Origin of the sequence: Xenophilus sp. Marseille-Q4582, from assembly GCF_916700565.1 — a bacterium.
GTDB lineage: Bacteria > Pseudomonadota > Gammaproteobacteria > Burkholderiales > Burkholderiaceae_C > Xenophilus.
In genome coordinates, this window is record NZ_CAKAKO010000001.1 from 239,745 (window position 1) to 263,517 (window position 23,773).

Genomic DNA, 23,773 nt, shown 5'->3' on the forward strand with positions numbered 1-23,773 from the left:
CGCCGGAAAGCGGCCTCTACAATTGGAGACACATGAGTCTCGTCACGCGTTGCCCGGCCTGCACGACCACCTTCAAGGTGGTGCGCGACCAGCTCCGCATCTCGGACGGCTGGGTGCGCTGCGGCCGCTGCAGCGAGGTGTTCGACGCCACCCTGGACCTGCTGGACACCGACACCGGCGAGCCGGTGCCTGCGCATTCCTTCGTCTCGCCCAAGCCGCCGCCGCTGGACGAGGCGGCGCCGCTGCGCGACGCCTCGGGCACCGCGCAAGCCGCCGGGGAGATGGCGCCGGCCACCGGCCCTTTCGACACCCTCCCGTCCGACCTGCCGCGTTTCGGGCCGGAAGCGGCGGTCGTGTCCCCGCCTGCAGCGAACGTGCCCGCGCCTGCGCCCATGTCTGCGCCGATCGCCTCCCCGCCGACGGCCTGGCCGGCCGCCGGGCTGCTGGATCTGCCGGAGCGCCCGGCGTCACCGTCCCCTGCACCTGCACCTGCGCCTGCGCCGACGGTGCAGGTTTCCGGCAAGGCGGGCGCGGAATTGGAAGCGCCCGCGCCGGCGGGCCCGGCCTGGCGCCGCATCCAGGTGCCGCCGGCTCCGCCGTCCGCACCGTCCATCGCGGGCGTGATGGCAGACGAGCCTTGGCCCATGCGCCGCGCCTCGGCGCCGCAGGAGACGGCGCCGCCCGCTTCCTCATCGGCCATCGAGGCCGCGGTGGACGCGCAATTGCAGAAGGCGCTGCGCCGTGCACGCGTGCAGGCGCTGCGCGAGGAGCGGGCACGCCTGCACGCCGAAGATCGGCCTGGGCCGGCGAAGGCCGACAAGGCCGACAAGGCCGGCGAGCCGCCCGACGCCCTGTCGGCATCGGTGCTGCGCCGCGCCTCGACGGACAGCGTGTCTGCCACCGACGCCGAGGGCCCAGCCCCCGCCGACAGCATGCTCGACTCCACCCTGTATGCGGCCGAATTCCTGGACGCGCCGCCGGATTCGTTCGCGGCGCCGCCCGCGGCCCGGCGGCGGCTGTCAGTGGGGACGTGGGGCGTGCTGGCGCTGCTGGCGGGCGTGCTGCTCCTGGCCCAGTGGCTGCGCCACGAGCGCGATGCCCTGGCCGCCTCTCAGCCCGCGCTGCGTCCGGCGATCCAGGCGCTGTGCGAGGTCTCCGGCTGTGTGCCCGGCGCGCCGCGCCGCATCGATGCGGTGCGCATCGACGGCTCGTCGTTCACGCCCTCGCGGCAGGGCGAGCGCTACGAACTCATGTTCACGCTGCGCAATGCGGCCGCCCTGCCCGTCGCCATGCCGTCCATCGAGCTGTCGCTGCTCGACGGCAACGAGCGCCCGGTGGTGCGCCGCGTCTTCCACCCCAGGGACTTCGGCGCGCCGCCGCAGATGGGGCCGCGCGGCGAGCAGATGGCGCAGCTGCATCTGTCGCTGCAGGTGCCGCCCGAGCAGCGCGCGCAGCCGGTGATGGGCTACAGCATGCTGGCCTTCTACCCCTGAAGGCACGCGCCCGGGCGTCGCGGGCCGGTTCTCTTTTCATCCCTTCTCCCCTCCGTCACCGAATGGATTCCTATGGCAGCAGTGATTTGCGGTTCCCTGGCTTTCGACACCATCATGACTTTCGAGGGGCGTTTCGCAGACCAGATCCTGGCGGACCAGCTGCACATCCTCAACGTCTCCTTCCTGGTGCCCGGGCTGCGGCGCGACTTCGGCGGCTGCGCGGGCAACATCGCCTACAGCCTCAACGCCCTGGGCGGCCGCGCGCTGCCCATGGCGACCGTGGGCAGTGACGGCGCCGAGTACATCGCGCGGCTGGAGCGGCTGGGCATCGGCACGGATTTCGTGCGCGTGCTGGAGGACAGCTACACGGCGCAGTGCTACATCACGACCGACCTGGCCAACAACCAGATCACGGCCTTCCACCCCGGTGCCATGCAGCAGGCGCACCTGACGGCCGTCCAGGCGCGCGAGGACATCCGCCTGGGCATCATCGCGCCCGATGGCCGCGAGGCCATGGTGCAGCACGCGGCGCAGTTCAAGGCCGCGGGCATCCCCTTCGTGTTCGACCCGGGCCAGGGCCTGCCGATGTTCGACGGCGCGGAGCTCGCGCATTTCGTGGCGCAAGCCGACTGGGTGGTGGTGAACGACTACGAGGGGCGGATGCTCAGCGAGCGCACGGGCTGGAGCCTGGCCGAGCTCTCGCGCCGCGTGCAGGGGCTGTTCGTCACGCTGGGCGAGCAGGGCTGCGATCTGTGGATCGACGGCGAGCGCACGACGGTGCCGGCCGCGACGCCGGCGGCCGTGGTGGATCCCACCGGCTGTGGCGATGCCTGGCGTGGCGCCCTGCTGTACGGGCTGGAGCGCGGCTGGAGCCTGCAGCGCTGCGCGGAGGTCGGCAACCGGCTGGGCGCGCTCAAGGTGGCGCAGCGCGGGCCGCAGAACTACACGGTGGACCGGGCGCAGCTGGGCCTGTGAGCACAGGAGGCGCCGGCCGTCCCGAAGGCCCGTCGGTGCAGCGGTGCCACAGGCATGCGGAGCCTGGGCGTCGCTCGGGTCTTGCCGGGCGTGTGCCCATCGGCGTGCCCCGGACGCGAAAAAGCCCGGCACCTCGCGGCGCCGGGCTTGAAGGATCGACGGACGATCCTCAGGGCTTGGTGCTGGGGAAGGGCCAGGCGACCGGGTTGATGGTCGTCTGAGGCGCCGCAGCGGCAGGCGCAGCCGCAGCTGCTTCCTTCTTTGCAGCAGCCTTGGCGGGAGCCTTCTTGGCCGAGGCCTTCTTGGCAGGCGCCTTGGCAGGTGCAGCCGCCTTCTTCGCAGCGGCCTTCTTCGCGGCAGGCGCCTTCTTGGCGGCGGCCTTCTTCGCAGCCGGTGCCTTCTTGGCGGCCGCCTTCTTCGCAGCCGGTGCCTTCTTCGCCGCAGGCGCCTTCTTGGCCGCGACCTTCTTGGCGGCCGGTGCCTTCTTGGCGGCGACCTTCTTGGCAGCCGGCGCCTTCTTGGCGGCGACCTTCTTGGCCGTGGCCTTCTTCGCTGCCGGCGCTGCCTTCTTCGCAGCGACCTTCTTGGCGGCCGGCGCCTTCTTGGCGGCGACCTTCTTCGCTGCCGGTGCCTTCTTGGCGGCCGGCGCCTTCTTCGCAGCAGCCTTCTTGGCGGCCGGTGCCTTCTTCGCAGCCGGAGCCTTCTTGGCCGGAGCCTTCTTTGCAGTTGCCATTTCTTTCTCCTTGATCAAGTTGACAATCAACTTCTGGAAGCGCCTTGTGCATTGCAAGCCGGCACCAGGCGATTCATGGCGTTGGAGTGCACTCCAGCGCCATGAACACGGAAACCCCGGCCGCTGCACTCTGGGGTGCATGACGCGGACGGGGCGATTCTTGAATCCATTCGAATCCGGAACTCAATCCCAGGAGAGCGCACCACCCGACTGGTACTCGATCACGCGGGTTTCGAAGAAATTGCGCTCTTTCTTCAGGTCGATCATCTCGCTCATCCAGGGGAAGGGGTTTTCCTCGTTCGGGAAGAGCGCTTCGAGGCCGATCTGCGTCGCGCGTCGGTTGGCGATGTAGCGCAGGTAGCCCTTGAACATGGAGGCGTTCATGCCGAGCACGCCACGCGGCATGGTGTCTTCGGCATAGCGGTATTCGAGCTCGACGGCCTTGAGGAACAGGGCCTTGATCTCGGCCTTGAACTCGGGCGTCCACAGGTGCGGGTTCTCGAGCTTGAGCTGGTTGATCAGGTCGATGCCGAAATTGCAGTGCATCGACTCGTCGCGCAGGATGTACTGGTACTGCTCGGCCGCGCCGGTCATCTTGTTCTGGCGGCCCAGCGCGAGGATCTGCGTGAAGCCGACGTAGAAGAAGAGGCCCTCCATCAGGCAGGCGAAGACGATCAGGCTCTTGAGCAGCGTCTGGTCGTTCTCGGGCGTGCCGGTGTGGAAGTTGGGGTCCATGATCGCGTCGATGAACGGGATCAGGAACTCGTCCTTGTCGCGGATCGACGGCACCTCGTTGTAGGCGTTGAAGATCTCCGCCTCGTCCAGGCCCAGCGACTCGACGATGTACTGGTAGGCGTGCGTGTGGATCGCCTCTTCGAAGGCCTGGCGCAACAGGAACTGCCGGCACTCGGGCGCCGTGATGTGGCGGTAGGTGCCCAGCACGATGTTGTTGGCGGCCAGCGAGTCGGCCGTCACGAAGAAGCCGAGGTTGCGCTTGACGATGCGCCGCTCGTCCTCGGTCAGACCGTTCGGGTCCTTCCAGAGGGCGATGTCGCGGTTCATGTTCACTTCCTGCGGCATCCAGTGGTTGGCGCAGGTGGCGAGGTACTTCTCCCACGCCCACTTGTACTTGAACGGCACCAGCTGGTTGACGTCGGTCTGGCCGTTGATGATGCGCTTGTCGGCCGCGTTCACGCGGCGGGCGCTGGCCGTGCCGACGGCAGGCGAGGCCGGAGCTGCAGCGGGAGCAGCGAAGCTGTGCGTGGCCAGTGCGGCGGCAGGGGCCCGTGCCGCGGAAGTCGGTGCCGCCATCGAGGCACCACCGGTGCTCGATGCGGAAGGATGGGGCTGGCTCCGCGGTGCGGAGGGCTTGACTTCGTCGTCCCAGGTCAACATAGAAAAATCCAATGCTCAATTATCAGAGCAACGTTGTGTGTTGAAAAGTTGTGCGCGCGTGTGCAGGCAGAAATTTGTTGTGTGCAGGCATCGTGGAGGGCCACCGGTTCCGCGCTCGCACAAGCGGCGAATGAACTGCGGCTCGCATGCGTGCTTCGACACATGCGAGCCGCAGGTGCTTCATCGCATCACTGGCAGGCTTCGCAGCCCGGATCGTCGATCGCGCAGAACTTGATGTCGGTGGCAGGCGTCGCGGCCATCTGCGCTTGCGCGGCCGCCGCGGCGGCTTCGAGGGCGCTGGGCGCGGCGGCCTTCGGGGCTGCAGCCGCCAGGTCGCTGCCACTGCCCGAGGACACGGCGTTGAGGCGGCCCGACTGCACCGTCGACTTCTCGGCGTGGGTGGCGCTGGTCGTGCGCAGGTAGTAGGTGGTCTTCAGGCCGCGCAGCCAGGCCAGCGTGTAGGTGTCGTGCAGCTTCTTGCCCGAGGCGCCGGCCATGTAGATGTTCAGGCTCTGCGCCTGGTCGATCCACTTCTGGCGGCGCGCCGCCGCTTCGACCAGCCATTGCGGCTCGATCTCGAAGGCCGTGGCGTAGAGCTGCTTCACGTCCTGCGGCACGCGGTCGATGGGACGCAGCGAGCCGTCGAAGTGCTTCAGGTCCATGACCATCACGTCGTCCCACAGGCCCAGGCGCTTGAGGTCGCGCACCAGGTAGTGGTTGATGACCGTGAACTCGCCCGACAGGTTCGACTTGACCGACAGGTTGCCGAAGCAGGGTTCGATGGACGCGTCCACGCCGATGATGTTGGAGATGGTCGCCGTCGGGGCGATGGCCACGCAGTTGGAGTTGCGCATGCCGTCCTGCTTGATCTTGGCGCGCAGGCCGTCCCAGTCCAGCGAGGAGGAGCGGTCCACTTCCACGTAGCCGCCACGCGCCTGCTCCAGCAGGTTCAGCGAGTCGATGGGCAGGATGCCCTTGTCCCACAGCGAGCCCTTGTAGGTCGCGTAGCGGCCGCGCTCGCGCGCCAGCTCGGTGGAGGCCCAGTAGGCGTGGTAGCAGATCGCTTCCATCGAGCGGTCGGCGAACTCGACGGCCTGCTCGCTGGCGTAGGGAATGCGCAGTTCGTACAGCGCGTCCTGGAAGCCCATCAGGCCCAGGCCCACCGGGCGGTGGCGCAGGTTGGAGTCGCGCGCCTTCTTCACCGCGTAGTAGTTGATGTCGATGACGTTGTCGAGCATGCGCATCGCCGTCGAGATCGTCTTCTTCAGCTTCTCCTGGTCGATCTTGCCGTCCTTCAGGTGCTGCAGCAGGTTCACCGAACCCAGGTTGCAGACCGCGGTCTCGGTGTCGCTGGTGTTCAGCGTGATCTCGGTGCACAGGTTGGACGAGTGCACCACGCCCACGTGCTGCTGCGGCGAGCGCACGTTGCAGGCGTCCTTGAAGGTGATCCAGGGATGGCCGGTCTCGAACAGCATCGAGAGCATCTTGCGCCACAGGTCGACCGCCGGCAGCGTCTTGCTGGGCTTGATCTCGCCGCGCGCGGCCTTTTCCTCGTAGGCGACGTAGGCCTTCTCGAACTCGGTGCCGAACAGGTCGTGCAGGTCGGGCACGGAAGACGGAGAGAACAGCGTCCAGCTGCCCTTTTCCATCACGCGGCGCATGAACAGGTCGGGGATCCAGTTGGCGGTGTTCATGTCGTGCGTGCGGCGGCGGTCGTCGCCGGTGTTCTTGCGCAGCTCCAGGAACTCCTCGATGTCCAGGTGCCAGGTCTCCAGGTAGGTGCAGACCGCGCCCTTGCGCTTGCCGCCCTGGTTCACCGCCACCGCGGTGTCGTTGACCACCTTCAGGAAGGGCACGACGCCCTGCGACTCGCCGTTGGTGCCCTTGATGTGGCTGCCCAGCGCGCGCACGCGGGTCCAGTCGTTGCCCAGGCCGCCGGCGAACTTCGACAGCAGCGCGTTCTCCTTGATCGACTCGTAGATGCCGTCCAGATCGTCGGGCACTGTGGTCAGGTAGCACGAGGACAGCTGCGAGCGCAGCGTGCCGCTGTTGAACAGGGTGGGCGTGGAGGACATGAAGTCGAAGGACGACAGCACCTCGTAGAACTCGATGGCGCGCGCTTCACGGTCGATCTCGTTGAGCGCCAGGCCCATCGCCACGCGCATGAAGAAGGCCTGCGGCAGCTCGATGCGGGTCTTGCGCACGTGCAGGAAGTAGCGGTCGTACAGGGTCTGCAGGCCCAGGTAGTCGAACTTCAGGTCGCGTTCGGCCTTCAGGGCCGCGCCCAGGCGGGCCAGGTCGTACTGCAGCAGCTTCTCGTCGAGCAGCTCGTTGTCCACGCCCTTCTTGATGAACTGCGGGAAGTAGTCGGCATAGGCGGTGCCCATCTCGGCCTGCGTCACTTCGCGGCCCAGCACTTCCTTGAGGATGGTGTGCAGCAGCAGGCGTGCGGTGGCGTAGGTGTAGTCCGGGTCCTTCTCGATCAGCGTGCGGGCGGCCAGGATGGCGGCCTTGTAGACCTCGTCCAGCGGCACGCCGTCGTACAGGTTGCGCATGGTCTCGGCCACGATGGGCTCGGCGCGCACATGCTCGCCCAGGTTGGCGCAGGCCGATTGCAGCAAGGCCTGCAGCGCGTTCACGTCCAGCGGCACGCGCTCGCCGCCGTCCAGCACGTGCAGCAGCGGCTGGGCTGCCTGGGCCGCCTGCTGCTCGCCCTGGCGGGCGCGTTCCTGGGCACGGCGGTCGCGGTACAGCACGTAGGCGCGCGCCACGTCATGGTGGCCGCCGCGCATCAGGCCCAGCTCCACCTGGTCCTGCACGTCCTCGATGTGGAAGGTGCCGCCGCCCGGACGCGAGCGCACCAGCGCACGAACCACGCCATCGGTCAGGCCTTCGACGGTCTCGCGCACGCTGGCCGAAGCCGCGCCCTGCGTGCCGTGCACGGCCAGGAAGGCCTTCATCAGGGCCACGGCGATCTTGTTGGGCTCGAAGGGCACCACTGCGCCGTTGCGGCGAATGATCTGGTAATGGGCCAGGGCGGCCGGGCCTGCCGCGCCGGCCACATCGCGGCTCACAGGCGTTTGGGCGGGCGTGAAGCGGGAGGTGGTCGGCGTGTTCAGGACTTCTTGCATTCGTTTTCCTCGGTCGATGGCGGTGTGTGATCAGGTCCCAGCGCAGCGGCGGCACGCTCGCGGGCGTGCGCGGCTGGTGCGACAGCTGCACACTATATCTAGTGTGCAAAGGGCTCACAACCCACTACATCTAGCGTCGGGCCCGCGATTCTGAAGGGTTGTCCAACGGGGCTGTGGGGCCGATTCGTGCGGATGCCGCATGGGCGTTGAGGGCAGGATCTCGAAGCCAGCAACCATGCGCTTTCCCGTCCGATTTGCGCTCGCAACCCGCATGGTTGCTAGGCCTGTGACCGCTCCACCGGGCGGCGGAGGCGGGAAGGCGCCGCGCGAAAAAAATTTGCATCTGGGCGCACCGCCCCCTCGCGGCCTCCTGCGCATCGCCACCCTAGCCTGCGCACACCCCCGGCGGAAAGGCATCGAGGGGCCAGCCCAGCTGTCGGCGAAGACGCCGCCAGTCGAAGCCGGGGCCCGGGTCCTGCTTGCGGCCGGGCGCAATGTGCTCGTGGCCGGCGACATGGGCGATGGGATAGCGTTGGGCCAGGGCGGGCATCAGGCGCGCGAGGGCGGCGTACTGCGCCGGTTCGAAGGCGTCACCTTCGAGCCCCTCGAGTTCGATGCCCACCGAATCGTCGTTGCAGTTGCTGCGCCCCCGCCAGGACGACGCGCCCGCGTGCCAGGCGCGGTCGTCGGCGCTCACGAACTGCCAGATCGCGCCGTCGCGCCGCACATAGAAATGCGCCGACACCTCCAGCCCGCGGATCTGCTGAAAGTAGGGGTGGGCGTCCCAGTCGAGCCGGTTCGTGAACAGCGCCTGCACCTCGTCGCCGCCATAGCGCCCCGGCGGCAGGCTGATGGAATGCAGCACGACCAGATCGATCTGCGCGCCCGCCGGCCGCGGCCCGAAGTTGGGCGAGGGCAGCCGGTGCGCCGGCCGCCACCATCCCCCGTCCCAGGCCGCTTCGCCGCCCGGCACGGTGCCAGCGCTTTCAGCCGTCGTCATCACCGGGGGCGGCGATGCCCAGCCGTGCGATGCGGTAGCGCATCTGGCGCAGGCTCAGGCCCAGGCGCGCCGCGGCCGCCGTGCGGTTGAAACCCGTGGCCTGCAGCGCTTGCACGAGGATCTCTCGCTCCTTCTGGTCCAGGTAGTTCTGCAGGTCGGAAGGAATGGGGGGCGCCGCCCCCGGGCCGCCCTGCACGGGCCGCCCCTCGTCGCCGCTGAACGTGTCCGGCTCGAAGGCGGCTCCCGGGGGCCCGAGCGGCTCGGGCAGCGGCTCGCCGGCGACGGGGTCGAGCTGCAGTTCCTCCCCCTCGCTGAGCGCAACGGCTCGATGCAGCAGGTTCTCCAGTTCGCGCACGTTGCCGTGCAGCGGATGGGCGGCCAGCGTGCGCAGCGCCTGCGCGGACAAGGCCGGCACGGGCTGGCCGCTGTCGCGCGCGATGCGCTGCAGCAGCGCCTCGCACAGCGCGGGCAGGTCTTCGCGGCGTTCGCGCAGCGGCGGCAACGCCAGTTCGATCACGTTGAGCCGGTAGAACAGGTCCTGCCGGAAGCGGCCCGCCTGCACCTCGGCCTGCAGGTCCTTGTGGGTCGCGCTCACGATGCGCACGTCCACCGCGTCTTCCTGGGTCGAGCCGATGGGGCGCACGCTGCGTTCCTGGATGGCGCGCAACAGCTTGGACTGCATGGCCAGCGGCAGGTCGCCGATCTCGTCCAGAAAGAGCGTGCCGCCGCGCGCGGCCTGGAAATAGCCGTCGCGGTCCTGGGCCGAGCCGGTGTACGAGCCTTTGCGCGCGCCGAAGAATTCGGCCTCGAGCAGGTTCTCGGGAATGGCGCCGCAGTTCACGGCCACGAAGGGGCCTTCGCTGCGCTGGCTGCAGGCATGCACGGCGCTGGCCACCAGTTCCTTGCCGGTGCCCGACTCGCCGTGCACCAGCACCGGCGCCATGCTGCGGGCCACCTTGACGATGCGCGCCTTGACCTGGCGCATGGGCGCCGAATCGCCGACCAGCCGTTTCAGTGCCTCGGGCACGCCGGCTTGCGGCAGCGCGCCCCCCGCCGCCGAGGCCGCGAAGGCGGCCGGCGGCGCGGCCCCCGGCGGTGGCGGAACTCCGGCCGCGGCCACCGGCACCGGCGCACTGCCGCGCTGCTGCACGGCCGAGGCCACGACGGCGCGGAACTGCTTGAGGTCCACCGGCTTGGTGAGGTAGTCGAAGGCGCCGGCCTTGAGCGCTTCCACAGCGTTCTCGGCCGAGCCATAGGCGGTGATGACCACGCAGCGCTCGTTGCGCTGGCCGCGCTGCAGCCGCTGCAGCAGTTCCAGTCCCTGCCCATCGGGCAGCCGCATGTCGGTGATCACGGCGTCGAAGCCGCGGCCTTCCAGCTGCTGCCAGGCCTCGGCCACGCTGCCTGCGGCTTCCACGCGGTAGCCCTCGCGCAGCAGCGTGAGTTCGTAGAGCGTGCGCAGATCGGGCTCGTCGTCGACGACCAGGATCTGGGCCGCAGGGGCGGAAAGGGAAGGCGCGGTGCTGCTCACGCGGCTATTGTGGCAAAGGGGCGGGCGCCGACGCGCCCTGGGTCACGAAGTGCACCGAGAACAGGTTGCCCGCCGCGCCCCCGGTGCTCAGCGGCCGGCGTGCATAGCCGATCTGCGCGCCGTGGCGCTCGCACAGTTCGCGGCAGATGAACAGGCCCAGGCCGCTGGAGCGGCTTTCGGACGAGAAGAAGGGCTCGAACAGGTGGCGCTGCACGGCCGGGTCCAGCGGCGCGCCGTCGCTCCACACATGCAGGCGCGCGCGCTGGTCGGTGCCCACGCGCGTCACGACCTGGATCGCACCCTCGGCGGCGCTGGCATAGCGCGCCGCGTTGTCCAGCAGGTTGACCAGGATGCGGCGCAGGTGTTCGGCATCGAAGCGCACCTCGGCCTGCGCGCTCAGCGACAGCGCGATGCTGGTGCGCGCGTTCTGCCGCACCCATTCCTCGGTCATGTCGCGCACGGCGCGGTCCAGCACCAGCCAGGGCTGGTCCTGCAGCGGCTCGGTCTGCTGGCGCGCGCGCGCCATGTCCAGCACGTCGTCGACGATGCGCGCCAGCCGCTGCGCGTTGTTGCGCACCATGTCGTTCAGGCGCCGATGGCCCTCGTCGGCCAGGTCTTCGCCGAGCAGCGCGCTGGCCTGCGCGATGGCCGACAGCGGGTTGCGGATCTCGTGCGCCACGGCGGCCGACATGCGGCCCATGGCCGCCAGCTTCTCGGTGCGGATGCGCGCTTCCAGCTCGCGCAGGTCGTGCAGGAACATCACGCACAGGCCATCGCTGGCCGGCGCCTGCGGCGGCGTGAGCCGCGTGAGCACCCGCACCTCGCGCGGGGCGCCGCGCTGCTGCGCGACGGGCAGCTCGTCGGACTGGCTCTGCTGCCGGGCGAAGGTCTGCGCCGCCAGCGCCGCGAGCGGGCGCCAGGCCGGGAAGCTGTCCAGCGCCATGGGCAGGGCGGCCTCGGCCAGCCCATGGCCCAGGATGGCATCGGCCGCGGGGTTGGCGGCATGGATGCGGCCGTCCACGTCGATCACCAGCACCCCTTCGCCCAGCGTCTCGATGACCAGCTCGTTCACATGGGCCTGCATCTGCGCCCGGCTGCGGCTGCGCTCGCCCAGGCGTTCCTCGCGCGCCAGGCGCTGGGCCAGCTGGTGGGCGAGCAGCGACACCAGGAACAGGCCCGTGCCCGTGAGCGCGGCCTGCAGGAAGCGGTTGCTCGGATCGCCGCCCGTGCCCCATTGCTGGCGCAGCGCATCGCCCAGCAGCAGCGTGGCCACGGCGGCGGCCGTGGCCAGGCCCACGGGCAGCGTGCCCACCACGGCGCCCATCAGCACGGGCAGCGCGAACAGGGGGGTGTAGTTGATGCTGCCGGACTGCAGCATGTGCAGCAGCGCCACCGTGGCCAGGTCCACGCCCACGCTCAGCAGCCAGTGCAGGCCCAGCCGGCGGATGGGCGGTTCGGGCTGCAGGAACTGGCGCCCGATCAGCGCCACGACCAGGTAGCCGATGGACAGGCTCAGCGCCCACACGTTGAGGGGCTGGCCCAGGCCGAAGGTGACGAGCTGCAGCGCCACCAGCACGGCGCCGACGACCAGGCGTGCCGTCATGAAGGCGCGCCACAGGCGGGTCAGCGAACTGCTGTGCGAAAGCGGCGGCAACCGCTCCAGCGTGCCCCAGTCGGTGGCGGCCATGCCGTCGCGTGCAGGGCCCAGCAGGGGCACGGCGATCAGCCCTCGATCAGGTCGCGATGGGCCGTGCTGCAGTAGCTGCCGCGCCGGCCGGTCACCGCGTCGGTGGCCGGCAGGTGCGTGCCGCACTGGGCGCAGCGCACCATGGCTTCAGGGGCGCCCGGCCGCCGGGAGGCCGGGGCGGCCGGCGGCGTGCGCAGGCTGTCGCGCCGATTGCCGCGCCAGACATAGAAGGCGACCAGCAGCACGGCCAGCACCAGCAGGTATTTCATGCACCGCCCCGGTTCAGGATCACTTCGATGACGAAGCGCGAGCCCACATACGCCAGCAGCAGCAGGCCGGCGCCCACGTAGAGCACGCGCTTGGCCGTGCGGCCGCGCCAGCCGAAGCGCGCGCGGCCGATCAGCAGCACCGCGAAGCTGGCCCAGGCAAGCAGCGAAAACACGGTCTTGTGGTCCCACTTCCAGCCGCGCACCGAGGCGCCGTAGAGCTGCTCGCTGAACAGCAGGCCCGCCAGCAGCGTGGCCGACAGCAGCACGAAGCCGGCGGTGACGAAGCGGAAAGTCAGGCGCTCCAGCGTCAGCAGCGGCACGCCGGATGAGCCGGACGGCGGCTCCACCGCCAGGCGGATCTGGCGCTCGGCGCGCGTGAGCAGCCAGGCATGCACCACAGCGGCCGCGAACAGGCCATAGGAGGCGATGCCCAGCGCCAGGTGCGCCGGCAGCCAGGGCGAAGCGGTGTGCGGCAGCGGCGCGCCCGGAAAGGCCAGCGCCAGCAGCACGGCGGCGGCGCCCAGCGCGGCCAGTGCGCGCCGCACTGTCAGCCGCGGGTAGAGCCGGCTTTCGACCGCATACACGGTGAGCACCAGCCAGGCCGTGACCGAGAGCGCCGGCGCGAAGCCGAAGCGCACGGGCGCCGCGCCCAGGGCCCACAGCAGCGCCGCGCCGTGCAGCAGCCAGGCCAGGGCCAGCAGCGTGCGGGTGTGCTGGCGGCCCAGGCGGTCCGCGCCGGCGGCCGTGGCGCCATAGGCCACGGCGGTGGCGAGCCCCAGGGCCATGCCGATCGGGGAGGGGCTCGCTAAAATCATCGGGCAAGTTTAGAGCGTGTTTGCAGACTCTCCGGGAGTACGCATACACCCCGGATGGCGAAGCCGGCCCCGCGCCGTCCGCGCCTCCTCACCCGGCACGGGCCGTCTGCCCGTGGCGCCGTCCGGCCCGCCGGCATCGTCCGCTCCCGCCCCCCACGCAACCCCTCCCTACCTTTTATGGCCACCGCCCTCACCGACAAGTTCTCCCGCATCGTCAAGCAGATGAGCGGCCAGGCGCGCATCACCGAAGCCAACGTGCAGGACATGATGCGCGAGGTGCGCATGGCCCTGCTCGAAGCCGACGTGGCGCTGCCCGTGGTGCGCGATTTCGTCGCCCGCGTGAAGGACAAGGCGATGGGCGAGGAGGTGCTGGGCTCGCTCAAGCCGGGCCAGGCGCTGGTGGGCATCGTCAACCGCGAGTTGGCCGCCACCATGGGCGAGGGCGTGGCCGACATCAACCTGGCGGCCCAGCCGCCGGCCGTGATCCTGATGGCCGGCCTGCAGGGCGCGGGCAAGACCACCACCACGGCCAAGCTGGCCAAGCACCTGATCGAAAAGCGCAAGAAGAAGGTGCTGACGGTGTCGGGCGACGTGTACCGCCCGGCGGCCATCGAGCAGCTCAAGACCGTGACCAGGCAGGCCGGCGCCGAGTGGTTCCCGAGCACGGCCGACCAGAAGCCGCTGGACATCGCCGCCGCCGCGCTGGACTACGCCAGGAAGCACCACTTCGACGTGCTGCTGGTCGACACCGCGGGCCGCCTGGCCATCGACGAGCTGCTGATGAACGAGATCAAGGGCCTGCATGCGGCCCTGAAGCCGGTCGAGACGCTGTTCGTGGTCGACGCCATGCAGGGCCAGGACGCGGTGAACACCGCCAAGGCCTTCAAGGAAGCGCTGCCGCTGACCGGCATCATCCTGACCAAGATGGACGGCGACTCGCGCGGCGGGGCGGCGCTGTCGGTGCGCCAGATCACCGGCGTGCCCATCAAGTTCGCCGGCGTGTCCGAGAAGATCGACGGCCTGGAGCGCTTCGACGCCGAGCGCCATGCCGGCCGCATCCTGGGCATGGGCGACATCGTGGCGCTGGTCGAGCAGGTCTCGGCCGGCGTGGACGTGGAAGCGGCCAAGAAGCTGGCCGGCAAGGTCAAGAGCGGCCACTTCGACCTCGAGGATTTCCTGGCCCAGCTGCAGCAGATGAAGCAGATGGGCGGCCTGTCGGGCCTGATGGACAAGCTGCCCGCGCAGCTGGCGGGCAAGGCCACCGACGCCGACCTCACGCGCGCCGAGCGCGACGTGCGCCGCAAGGAAGGCATCATCCACAGCATGACGCCGCTGGAGCGCCGCAAGCCCGAACTCATCAAGGCCACGCGCAAGAAGCGCATCGCCGCCGGTGCCGGCGTGCAGGTTCAGGAGGTGAACCGCCTGCTCAACGAATTCGAGCAGATGCAGGGCATGATGAAGAAGATGAAGGGCGGCGGCCTCATGAAGATGATGAAGCGCATGGGCGGCATGGGCGGCCTCAAGGGCATGATGCCGCCGGGCATGGGCGGCCCGGGCGGCGGCAAGCTGCCGTTCTGATTGGAAGCCACTCCCCAGGCGGCTTCGCCGCTCCCTCCTTTGCTGCGCGAGGGGGGCGCACCCGGCGGCCTGGCAAAGCCAGTTCCGCGGGTGCCCTGAGGACTTCGCTGCGCTCGCCAGCTTGGATCACACCGCGCGGGTGCGGCCCGAAGCGCTGAAAACTGCCGTCAGGCCCGCTTTCGCATCCGCCGCAGCTCGTCCAGGATCAGGCAGATGGCGCCCAGCGTGATGGCGCTGTCGGCCAGGTTGAAGGCCGGGAAGTGGCGGCCGGCCCAGTGGAAGTCGAGGAAGTCGACCACGTAGCCGTGCATGAGGCGGTCGATCACGTTGCCCAGCGCGCCGCCCAGGATGCAGGCGAGCGCGAAGCAGAACAGGCGCTGGCCCGGGTGGGTGCGCAGCATCCAGACGATAAAGATGGCCGCGCCCACGCCGATGGCCGTGAAGAACCAGCGCTGCCAGCCCGAGGCCCCGGCCAGGAAGGAAAAGGCCGCGCCGGTGTTGTGCGCCCGCACGATGTTGAAGAAACCCGTGATGGGGGTGTAGTCGCCCAGCCGGTAGTGGCCCAGGATCAGCGTCTTGGTCCATTGGTCGGCGATGAAGATCAGCAGCGCCAGCGCCAGCCAGGGCCAGATGCCGAAGCGGGCCAGGGGCGGTGCGGCGCCCGGCGTGCTGGCAGAGCCGCCGGCGCTCATCAGGCGTGACTCCGGGCTTCGCCCGTGCCGTACAGGTTGCTGGTGCAGCGGCCGCACAGCGTCGGATGGGCCGGGTCATGGCCCACGTCGGCGCGCCAGTGCCAGCAGCGCTCGCATTTGGCGTCCTGGCTGGCCAGCACTTCCACCGCCAGCGCTTCACCCGCGGCCAATTCGACCACCGAAGCGATGAAGACGAACTTCAGGTCCTCGCCCAGCGAGGCCAGCAGCGCATGGTCCTCGGGCGGCGCGACCACGCGCAGGTTGGCCTGCAGCGACGAGCCCAGGATGCCTTCGGCCCGCACGGCTTCGATCTGCTTGTTCGCCACGTCGCGGATCTCGCAGATGCGCGCCCACTTGGCCAGCAGCGCGTCGTTGCCGGCTTCCAGCGTGCTGTAGGTCTCCATGAAGATGGAATCCGAGCTGCCCACCAGCTTCCAGGCCTCCTCGGCCGTGAAGGAAAGGAAGGGCGCCATCCAGCGCAGCATGGCCTGCGTGATGTGCCACAGCGCGGTCTGTGCGCTGCGGCGCGCGCGGGAACCCGGCGCCGTGGTGTAGAGCCGGTCCTTGAGCACGTCCAGGTAGAAGGCGCCCAGATCCTCGGAGCAGTAGACCTGCAGCTTGGCGACCACCGGGTGGAACTCGTAGACCTTGTAGTGCGCCAGGATCTCGGCCTGGAACTGCGCCGCGCGCGCCAGCGCGTAGCGGTCGATCTCGAACAGCTCCTCCAAGGGAACGGCGTCGCGGTCGACGTCGAAGTCGCTGGTGTTGGCCAAGAGGAAGCGCAGCGTGTTGCGGATGCGGCGGTAGGCATCGACCACGCGCGCGAGGATCTTGTCGTCGCCCGCGATGTCGCCCGAATAATCGCTGGCCGCCACCCACAGGCGCAGGATCTCGGCGCCCAGCTTCTTGCTCACCTCGTCGGGCTCGATGCCGTTGCCCAGCGACTTGCTCATCTTGCGGCCCTGGCTGTCCACCGTGAAGCCGTGGGTCAGCAGGCCTTTGTAGGGCGCGCGGCCTTCCAGCGCGCTGGCCAGCAGCAGCGAGGAGTGGAACCAGCCGCGGTGCTGATCGTGGCCTTCCAGATACAGGTCGGCTTCGGGGCCGCTGTCGTGGTGCACCTCGGGGTGTGTGCCGCGCAGCACGTGGAAGAAGGTGGAGCCGGAGTCGAACCACACTTCGAGGATGTCGGTGCTCTTGGTGTAATGCGGCGCGTCCTCGGCGCCCAGGATGTCCTCGGCCGTCACGCGGCTCCAGGCCTCGACGCCGCCCTTCTCGACGATGTCGGCCGCCTGGTCCAGGATCTCCATCGTGCGCGGGTGCAGCTCGCCCGAGTCCTTGTGCAGGAAGAAGGGAATCGGCACGCCCCAGCTGCGCTGGCGCGAGATGCACCAGTCGGGCCGGTTGGCGATCATGTCGTGCAGGCGCGCCTTGCCGTTCTCGGGGTAGAAGCTGGTGTGCTCGATGGCCGCGAGCGCGATCTGGCGCAGCGTCTGCGCGGGCTTCTCGCCGGGCTTGGTGAACACACCCTCGCCCTCGTCCATGCGCACGAACCACTGCGCCGCGGCGCGGTAGATCACCGGCGTCTTGTGGCGCCAGCAGTGCGGGTAGCTGTGGGTGATGGTCTCGGTCGCCAGCAGGCGGCCGGCGTCGCGCAGCGCCTCGATGATGTGCGGCACGGCCTTCCAGATGTGCTGGCCGCCAAAGAGCGGGAAATCGGCCGCGTAGCTGCCGTTGCCCTGCACCGGGTTCAGGATGTCGTCGTAGGCGATGCCGTTGGCGACGCAGGAGTTGAAGTCGTCCACGCCGTAGGCGGGCGAGGAATGCACGATGCCGGTGCCGTCGCTGGCCGTGGCGTAGTCGGCCACGAAGACGGGCGACAGGCGGCGGTAGCCGTAACGGCCGTCTTCGCTCTTCACGTCGTACAGCGGGTGCTCGAATTCGATGCCCGCCAGCGCCTTGCCGGGGGCCAGTGCAATGATCCTGCCGTCCAGCGCCCAGCGGTTCATGCACGACTCGACCAGCGAGTCGGCCAGGATCAGCAGGCCGCGTTCGGTGTCCACCAGCGCGTAGTTCAGCTCGGGGTTGAGGTTCAGCGCCTGGTTGGCCGGGATGGTCCACGCGGTGGTGGTCCAGATCACGGCGAAGGCGTCCTTGCTCAGCTTGTCGAGCCCGAAGGCGGCCGCCAGCTTCGCCGGGTCATGGGCCTTGAAGGCCACGTCCAGCGTCTGGCTCTTCTTGTCGGCGTACTCGATCTCGAACTCGGCCAGCGAGGAGCCGCAATCGAAGCACCAGTACACGGGCTTGAGCCCGCGGTAGACGAAGCCGCGCTCGATGACCTTCTTGAAGGCGCGGATCTCGCCGGCCTCGTTGGCGAAGTTCATCGTCTTGTAGGGGTTGTCCCATTCGCCCAACACGCCCAGGCGCTTGAAGCCGGCCATCTGGATCGCGATCTGCTCGGTGGCGAAGGCGCGGCTCTTGGCCTGCATGTCGTCGCGGCTCAGGTTGCGGCCGTGCTTCTTCTCGATCGCGTTCTCGATCGGCAGGCCGTGGCAGTCCCAGCCCGGCACGTACATGGCGTCGAAGCCCTCGAGCTGGCGCGCCTTGGTGATCATGTCCTTGAGGATCTTGTTCACCGCATGGCCCATGTGCAGCGCGCCGTTGGCATAGGGGGGGCCGTCGTGCAGGATGAACTTGGGCGCACCCTTGCGCGCCACGCGCAGGCGCTTGTACAGGCCCTCCTCGTCCCACTGCCGGACCCAGCCCGGCTCGCGCTTGGGCAGGTCGCCGCGCATGGGGAAGGGCGTGTCGGGCAGGTTCAGCGTGGCACGGTAGTCGGGGGCGGAGGAGGGGGCAGCGTCAGACATGGCGAAAGCGAAGTGGGGGCTTGGACGGGCTCGGCCCCGGAACAGGTGGGGCGGGTGGGCGGCGCGGCAGCCGGGCGGGGCCGGACTGCGCGGCAATGTTCGGAGCGTCTGCCCCGAGCCTGTCGATGGGGGGCGGCCGCACGCTGAAAGGGCGCGGGCTAAATTCGGTCGCGCGTGGTCTGGCGACGGGTCTGGGCGTGGCTGTCCGCGGCCCGCGACGCGAAGAAGGCGCGCGCGTCGTCACGGTCCTTGGCGATGCCGGCCGTGAGCGCTTCCAGGCTGGTGTAGCGCAGTTCGTCGTGCAGTTTGTGCAGCAGTTCCACGCGCACGAGTTTACCGTAGGCCCCCTCGGCCCCCAGTCCGGCGGGCCATTCCAGGCAGTGGGTTTCGAGCAGCACGCGGCCGCCGTTGACGTCGTTGGCGTCCAGCGAGGGGCGCACGCCCAGGTTGGCGACGCCGGGCAGGGGCCGGCCATAAGCCCCCACGCTCGGCACTGACGTGTCCTCGCCGTCCCCCCCGGGGGCGCCCGCCGCCTTGGGGCGGCCCGGCGGCGGCTCGGTCAGGCCGTGCACGAGCACGGCAAAGATGCCGCTGGCGGCCGGCTTCCAGTGCTTGAAGCGCAGATTGAGGGTGCGAAAGCCGTCGTCGCGCCCCGGCCGGGAGGCGCCCAGCGCGCGGCCGAGCTTGCGGCCATGCACCACGTGGCCCGAGATGGCGTAGGGGCGGCCCAGCAGCGCCTGGGCATCGTCCATGCGGCCCTCGGCCAGCGCCTCGCGCACGGCGGTGCTCGACACGCGCAAGCCCCGCACTTCATAGGCATTCATGCGTGCGACGTCGAAGCCGCGCGCCTGGCCGGCCGCATCGAGCATCGCGTAATCGCCGGCGCGCTTGGCGCCGAAACGGAAATCGTCGCCCACCAGCACGTAGCGCGCGCCCAGGCCGTCCACCAGCACCTCGTCAATGAACTGCTGGGGCGACTGCCCGGCCAGCCGCGCGTCGAAAGGCAGCACGACCACCTGGTCCACGCCGCAGGCCTGCAGCTCGCTGAGCTTGTCGCGCAGCGTGGCGATGCGCGCGGGCGCGAGTTCGGGCTGGCGCGTCACGCCCGCGAAATAGTCGCGCGGATGCGGCTCGAAAGTCATCACGCAGCTGGGCAGGCCGCGGTGGCGCGCCTCGGTCTGCAGCAGCGCCAGCATGGCCTGGTGGCCGCGATGCACGCCGTCGAAGTTGCCGATGGTCAAGGCGCAGGCCGGGGCCACGCCCGGGTGCCGGAAGCCGCGAAATATCTGCATGAGGGAGTCTTCTTCTGTCGCCGCGCCGCCCCGCGGAACGCCGCCCTTCATGGGCGGCAAGGTCGCCGGGCGGGGCGGCGAAGGGTTTCATTTCGATAGCGGCCTGCGGGCGTCCTGCCTGGCCGCCTTCGGCCTGCGGCACACCGATGTCACCGTGCCGGGTTATATTGTGGCGCGTTCGTTGCATTCATTCGCGTCCAACTTCCTGCCGAGTGTCTCGGCCTCCCGGCGCGGGGGGCCCGGTGAGGCTCCGGCGCCCTCTTCGAGAGGAGGCTTGTGTGGTGAAGGTATTGAAGCTGTCGGCCCAGGGCCTGCCGCAATCGTGGATCACGCTGGAACAGGCGGTGACCCACTATGCGGCGGACGAGGTGCGCTGGGAAGCCGGCGGCCAGGTGGCCCTGTTCCGCGGCGGGCACAACGCGCTCACGGGCGAGCAGTCGCAGATCGCCGTGGCCAGCATCATCGGCACCAAGGGCGTGCCGCGCATCAGCCCGTTCTCGATGCGGCCGGGGCTGACGAACAGCAAGCTCTTCGCGCGCGACCGCAACATCTGCGCCTACTGCGGCGGCCATTTCCACGAGGACGAACTCACGCGCGAGCACATCGTGCCCTTCGCGCAGAAGGGCGCGGACCACTGGATGAACGTGGTCACGGCCTGCCGGCCCTGCAACCACCGCAAGAGCAGCCGCACGCCCGAGCAGGCGCACATGCCGCTGCTCTACGCCCCCTACGTGCCCAGCCTGTGGGAAGACTTCATCCTGCGCAACCGCCGCATCCTGGCGGACCAGATGGAGTTCCTGATGGCGCACCTGCCGCGCAGTTCGCGGCTGCATGACGGCTGAGCGCTTCGGCGAGCGCGTGCGAAAAGGGGCGCCCGGGCGCCCCTTTCCGTCTGGCCTTTCACCGCGGCCCCTCAACGCCAGGCCGGCGGCCGCTTGTCGAGGAAGGCCTGCACGCCCTCCAGCGCCGTCTCGTGCGCCATGTTGCAGGCCATGGTGCGGCCCGCGTCGTCGAGGGCCGCGTCCAGGCCGGCCTCGAGCTGGCGGTAGAACAGCGCCTTGCCCATTTCCAGCGCGATGCGCGGCTTGTCCAGGATGCGGGCCAGCAGCGCCTGCACCTCGGCATCGATATGCTCGGGTGTCGCCACGCGGTTGACCAGCCCGCGCTCGCGCGCGGTGTCGGCATCGATGAAATCGCCCGTCACCAGCATCTCGAAAGCCGCCTTGCGGGACACGTTGCGCGACAGCGTGACGCTGGGGGTGGCGCAGAACAGGCCGACGTCGATGCCGCTGGTGGCGAAGCGCGCATCGCGCGCGGCCACCGCCAGGTCGCACAGCGCGACCAGCTGGCAGCCGGCCGCGGTGGCGATGCCGTGCACGCGCGCGATCACGGGCACGGGCAGCTGGTGCAGCGCGCGCATCATGGCGCTGCAGCGCGCGAAGAGTTCGGCGTAGTAGGCCTGGCTGGGCGTGGCGCGCATCTGCCGCAGGTCGTGGCCGGCGCAGAAGGCCTTGCCGGCGCCGGCGATGACCACGGCGCGCAGCGTTTCGTCGGCCGCCAGGCGGTCGGCCGTGCGGTGCAAGGCGTCGATCAGCGCTTCGGACAGCGCATTGAAGGCCTGCGGGCGGTTCAGGGTCAGGGTGACGACGCCGCGCGCATCGCGCGTTTCGAGCAGGACGGGGGGCTCTTCCATGGCGCGCCTGTCTTTCAGTAGGTCAGCTCGAGCACGGTGACGTGGCCCTGCGCCGCCGGCCAGCTCTGGCCGGCGATGCGTTCGCCGTTGAATTCGCCCACGATGCTGCGCGGGGCCTCGCTGGCCAGCTTGAGCCGGGCGCTGGCCACGCCGGCGCCGCGCGGCGGCACGCCCGGAAGCCGGGCCTGCCCGTTCAGCCGCATCGTGTCGCGCTCGGCATCGAAGTAGCCGCGCGGGCGCGTGAAGATCACGAGGGCCTTCGCGTCCCGGTCGGCCGCTGCGATGCGCTCGGGGCGCAGGTTGACGATGCGGCTCGAACGCGGAAAGGGGCTGCGGTAGAGGTGCGTGGTGGCGTAGCCGGGGGCGGTGATCTCGAATTCGTAGGCCACGCGCGGGTCAGCCGCGAACGGCCCCCAGCGGCCGTCGGCGCCGATGGTCTTGCGCCAGGCCGGCGCGCCCGTGCGTGCGCCCGTGGCCGGGTCGGTGGCGTACACCGCCAGCTGCGCGCCGGCCAGCGCGAGGTTGTTGGCGAAAGCGCCGCTGGAAGGGTCGGTGCCGACCAGGCCGAGGCCGGTCAGGCGGCCGTCCAGGACCACGCGCGCCTCGGGCGCAATCGCCGTGCTGCGCGGCGGCGCGCCGGTGAGGAACTCCCAGGTCGCGGCGAAGGCGGCCGGCGAGAAGGAAGTCTCGCGGTGGTCCACGCGCGGCAGCACGAGGTTGCGTGCGCCGCGCAGCGCCGGGCCGTCGAAGCCGATGCCGGTGGGCGTGCCCGGCCGTCCGATCCACACGCCGTCGGGCTGGGCGTACTTGTCGTTGGTGTCCGAGCGCAGCGTGAGCCAGCGCACGCCGGGTGTGACCTCGTCGCCGTTCGGGCCCTTGGGCGCATTGAGCTGCGCGAGGAAGTCGGAGCGCGCCGAGAACTCGTTCTGCTCCAGATGGCCGGGGATGTTCCAGATGCCATGCGCCGGGTTGCCGCCCAGCACGACATGGCTGACCTTGGCCGCGCCGCCGCCGCTCTGCACGTAGTGGCGGATGGTGTTGCCGCCGCGCGAGTTGCCGACCAGCACCACGCTGGGCGCACCGGTCTCGCGCAGCACGGCGTCCACGCGCTCGGCCAGGAAGGCCATCGACTCGGCGGTGGAGCTGCGGCCGGGCTGCGCCCGGGTGTCGTCGTCGCGCGCCAGCGGCATGGGCTGGTCGAAGGCGAAGAGCCGCTCGCGCGGCCAGCCGTTGGATTCGAAGCGCCACACGGTGGTCTGCCACAGCGCGGCCGAATCGCCGTTGCCGTGCACGAAGACGATGGGCGGGCGTTCGGCGCCAGGGGCGGCGGGCATGGTCGAGCAGGCGGCAAGGGTGAGCAGGGCAGGGGCGCCGAGCAGCAGGGTGCGGCGTTGGGTCATGGTCGGCGGTCTCCTTGCCCCGCTTTATAAAGAAAAAACCCGCCAGTGCGGCACTGGCGGGTGCGTGGGCGCGAGCCCGGCGCGGCGCAGGCCGCCGGTCAGGCGAACACGCCGGCGGTCTCTTCCATGCGCGCCGACACTTCGCCCAGGTGGTGCAGGGTGTCGCCGTAGACCATTTCCATCTGCGTGAGCTTGCGGAAGTAGTGGCTGCCCACGTATTCGTCGGTCACGCCGATGCCGCCGTGCATCTGCACCGACTGCTGCCCCACGAAGCGCAGCGACACGCCCAGCTGGTACTTGGCGCGCGCCAGCGCCTGGCGCCGCTCGGCGGCGGGCGCGTTGAGCTTGAGGCTGGCGTAGTAGCTCATCGAGCGGGCCAGCTCCAGCTGCATCTTCATGTCGGCCACGCGGTGGCGCAGGGCCTGGAAGCTGCCGATCAGCACGCCGAACTGCTTGCGCGTGTTGAGGTACTCCACCGTCAGCGCCAGCGTTTTCTCCATCGCACCCACGCCTTCGGCGCAGGTGGCGGCAATGCCGATGTCCACCGCATGCTCCAGCACCGGCAGGCCGTCGGCGGCCAGCAGCGTGGCGGCGGCCTGGTCGAACACCACTTCCGCCGCGCGGCTGCCGTCCTGCGTGCCGTAGCCGCGCGCGGCCACGCCGTCTTCGGAACGCGCGACCAGGAACAGCGCGATCTGGCCGTTCAGCTGCGCGGGCACGATGAAGGCATCGGCCTGGTCGCCGGCGGGCACCAGGCTCTTGGTGCCGCTGACGGTGTAGGCGTTGCCGGCCTGGGCCGCGGTGGCGGCGCAGACGTCCAGGCGGTAGCGCGCCTTCTTCTCCTGGTGGGCCAGCACGACCAGCGCCTCGCCGCTGGCGATGCCGGGCAGCCAGCGTTCCTTGGTGGCCGCGTCGGCATGGCCCGACAGCACGGCACCGGTGATCAGCGACTGCGCCAGCGGCTCCAGCACGATGCCGCGGCCCAGCTCCTCCATCACCACCATGCCTTCGACGGGGCCCATGCCCAGGCCGCCATCGGCCTCGGGGATGTACAGGCCGCCCAGGCCCAGCTCGGCCAGGCTGCTCCAGGCCTCGCGCGAGAAGCCGCCTTCGGCTTCGATCTTGCGGCGGCGCTCGAAGTCGTAGCTCTTTTGCACCCACTTCGCGACGGCGTCGCGCAGTTGCTGCTGATCGTCGGAAAAATTGAAGTCCATTTCTGTTCCTT

The 23,773-nt window shown here is 70.0% G+C and carries 18 protein-coding genes; 4 read left to right on the forward strand and 14 right to left on the reverse strand.

What is annotated here, in order from left to right; genetic code table 11:
- The first annotated feature begins 32 nt into the window (after positions 1-32).
- Both LG388_RS01070 and LG388_RS01075 read left to right on the forward strand, forming a co-directional pair.
- Positions 33-1,493 carry a zinc-ribbon and DUF3426 domain-containing protein gene (locus tag LG388_RS01070; RefSeq protein ID WP_225781002.1) on the forward strand — a complete coding sequence of 487 codons (1,461 nt, stop codon included), beginning with the start codon at positions 33-35 and terminating at the stop codon, positions 1,491-1,493.
- 72 nt (positions 1,494-1,565) lie between these two features.
- Entirely contained in the window at positions 1,566-2,468 is a 903-nt protein-coding gene (locus tag LG388_RS01075) for a carbohydrate kinase family protein (RefSeq protein ID WP_225781003.1), read from the forward strand.
- Positions 2,469-2,637: 169 nt separating this feature from the next.
- On the opposite strand, the gene LG388_RS01080 is transcribed toward LG388_RS01075, so the two are convergent.
- From LG388_RS01080 to LG388_RS01115, 8 genes are all read right to left on the reverse strand, one after another.
- Entirely contained in the window at positions 2,638-3,201 is a 564-nt protein-coding gene (locus tag LG388_RS01080) for a hypothetical protein (RefSeq protein WP_225781004.1), read from the reverse strand.
- 183 nt (positions 3,202-3,384) lie between these two features.
- Positions 3,385-4,596 carry a ribonucleotide-diphosphate reductase subunit beta gene (locus LG388_RS01085; protein WP_225781005.1) on the reverse strand — a complete coding sequence of 404 codons (1,212 nt, stop codon included), beginning with the start codon at positions 4,594-4,596 and terminating at the stop codon, positions 3,385-3,387.
- A 188-nt stretch (positions 4,597-4,784) separates the two neighbouring features.
- Positions 4,785-7,727 (reverse strand): ribonucleoside-diphosphate reductase subunit alpha, encoded by a 2,943-nt coding sequence (locus LG388_RS01090; protein WP_225781006.1) that lies wholly within the window; start codon positions 7,725-7,727, stop codon positions 4,785-4,787.
- Positions 7,728-8,112: 385 nt separating this feature from the next.
- The gene (ampD, locus tag LG388_RS01095) at positions 8,113-8,727 is read right to left on the reverse strand and encodes a 1,6-anhydro-N-acetylmuramyl-L-alanine amidase AmpD (RefSeq protein WP_225781007.1); all 615 of its coding nucleotides are present in this window, start codon (positions 8,725-8,727) and stop codon (positions 8,113-8,115) included.
- Positions 8,714-10,258: a sigma-54 dependent transcriptional regulator gene (locus LG388_RS01100; protein ID WP_225781008.1), complete on the reverse strand. Its 1,545-nt coding sequence runs from the start codon at positions 10,256-10,258 to the stop codon at positions 8,714-8,716. The genes ampD and LG388_RS01100 overlap by 14 nt, the downstream gene beginning before the upstream one ends.
- A 4-nt stretch (positions 10,259-10,262) precedes the next feature.
- Positions 10,263-11,975 carry a PAS domain-containing sensor histidine kinase gene (locus tag LG388_RS01105; RefSeq protein WP_225781009.1) on the reverse strand — a complete coding sequence of 571 codons (1,713 nt, stop codon included), beginning with the start codon at positions 11,973-11,975 and terminating at the stop codon, positions 10,263-10,265.
- Positions 11,976-11,980: 5 nt separating this feature from the next.
- Entirely contained in the window at positions 11,981-12,214 is a 234-nt protein-coding gene (locus LG388_RS01110; RefSeq protein ID WP_225781010.1) for a PP0621 family protein, read from the reverse strand.
- The gene (locus LG388_RS01115) at positions 12,211-13,029 is read right to left on the reverse strand and encodes an inner membrane protein YpjD (RefSeq protein WP_225781011.1); all 819 of its coding nucleotides are present in this window, start codon (positions 13,027-13,029) and stop codon (positions 12,211-12,213) included. Before LG388_RS01115 ends, LG388_RS01110 begins: the two co-directional genes overlap by 4 nt.
- 177 nt (positions 13,030-13,206) lie before the next feature.
- Here LG388_RS01115 and ffh point away from each other — a divergent pair, with 177 nt between their 5' ends.
- Positions 13,207-14,607 (forward strand): signal recognition particle protein, encoded by a 1,401-nt coding sequence (gene ffh, locus LG388_RS01120; RefSeq protein ID WP_225781012.1) that lies wholly within the window; start codon positions 13,207-13,209, stop codon positions 14,605-14,607.
- A gap of 167 nt (positions 14,608-14,774) precedes the next feature.
- On the opposite strand, the gene lspA is transcribed toward ffh, so the two are convergent.
- The 3 genes from lspA to LG388_RS01135 all read right to left on the reverse strand — a co-directional run bounded on the left by lspA (position 14,775) and on the right by LG388_RS01135 (position 19,455).
- Positions 14,775-15,299 carry a signal peptidase II gene (gene lspA / locus LG388_RS01125; RefSeq protein ID WP_225781013.1) on the reverse strand — a complete coding sequence of 175 codons (525 nt, stop codon included), beginning with the start codon at positions 15,297-15,299 and terminating at the stop codon, positions 14,775-14,777.
- Positions 15,299-18,163 carry an isoleucine--tRNA ligase gene (gene ileS / locus LG388_RS01130; protein WP_225781014.1) on the reverse strand — a complete coding sequence of 955 codons (2,865 nt, stop codon included), beginning with the start codon at positions 18,161-18,163 and terminating at the stop codon, positions 15,299-15,301. The genes lspA and ileS overlap by 1 nt, the downstream gene beginning before the upstream one ends.
- A gap of 158 nt (positions 18,164-18,321) precedes the next feature.
- Complete coding sequence (locus tag LG388_RS01135) at positions 18,322-19,455, reverse strand: bifunctional riboflavin kinase/FAD synthetase (protein WP_225781015.1); 1,134 nt, start codon at positions 19,453-19,455, stop codon at positions 18,322-18,324.
- Between the two features lie 281 nt (positions 19,456-19,736).
- Here LG388_RS01135 and LG388_RS01140 point away from each other — a divergent pair, with 281 nt between their 5' ends.
- Positions 19,737-20,297 (forward strand): HNH endonuclease, encoded by a 561-nt coding sequence (locus tag LG388_RS01140; protein ID WP_225781016.1) that lies wholly within the window; start codon positions 19,737-19,739, stop codon positions 20,295-20,297.
- Between the two features lie 71 nt (positions 20,298-20,368).
- Here the strand turns inward: LG388_RS01140 and LG388_RS01145 are convergent, their stop codons facing one another.
- The 3 genes from LG388_RS01145 to LG388_RS01155 form a co-directional block, all read right to left on the reverse strand.
- A complete protein-coding gene (locus LG388_RS01145; protein ID WP_225781017.1) occupies positions 20,369-21,148 on the reverse strand; it encodes an enoyl-CoA hydratase in 780 nt (259 codons plus the stop codon).
- Positions 21,149-21,162: 14 nt separating this feature from the next.
- Entirely contained in the window at positions 21,163-22,548 is a 1,386-nt protein-coding gene (locus LG388_RS01150; RefSeq protein WP_225781018.1) for an alpha/beta fold hydrolase, read from the reverse strand.
- Positions 22,549-22,646: 98 nt separating this feature from the next.
- A complete protein-coding gene (locus tag LG388_RS01155; RefSeq protein WP_225781019.1) occupies positions 22,647-23,762 on the reverse strand; it encodes an acyl-CoA dehydrogenase family protein in 1,116 nt (371 codons plus the stop codon).
- Positions 23,763-23,773: the final 11 nt, after the last annotated feature.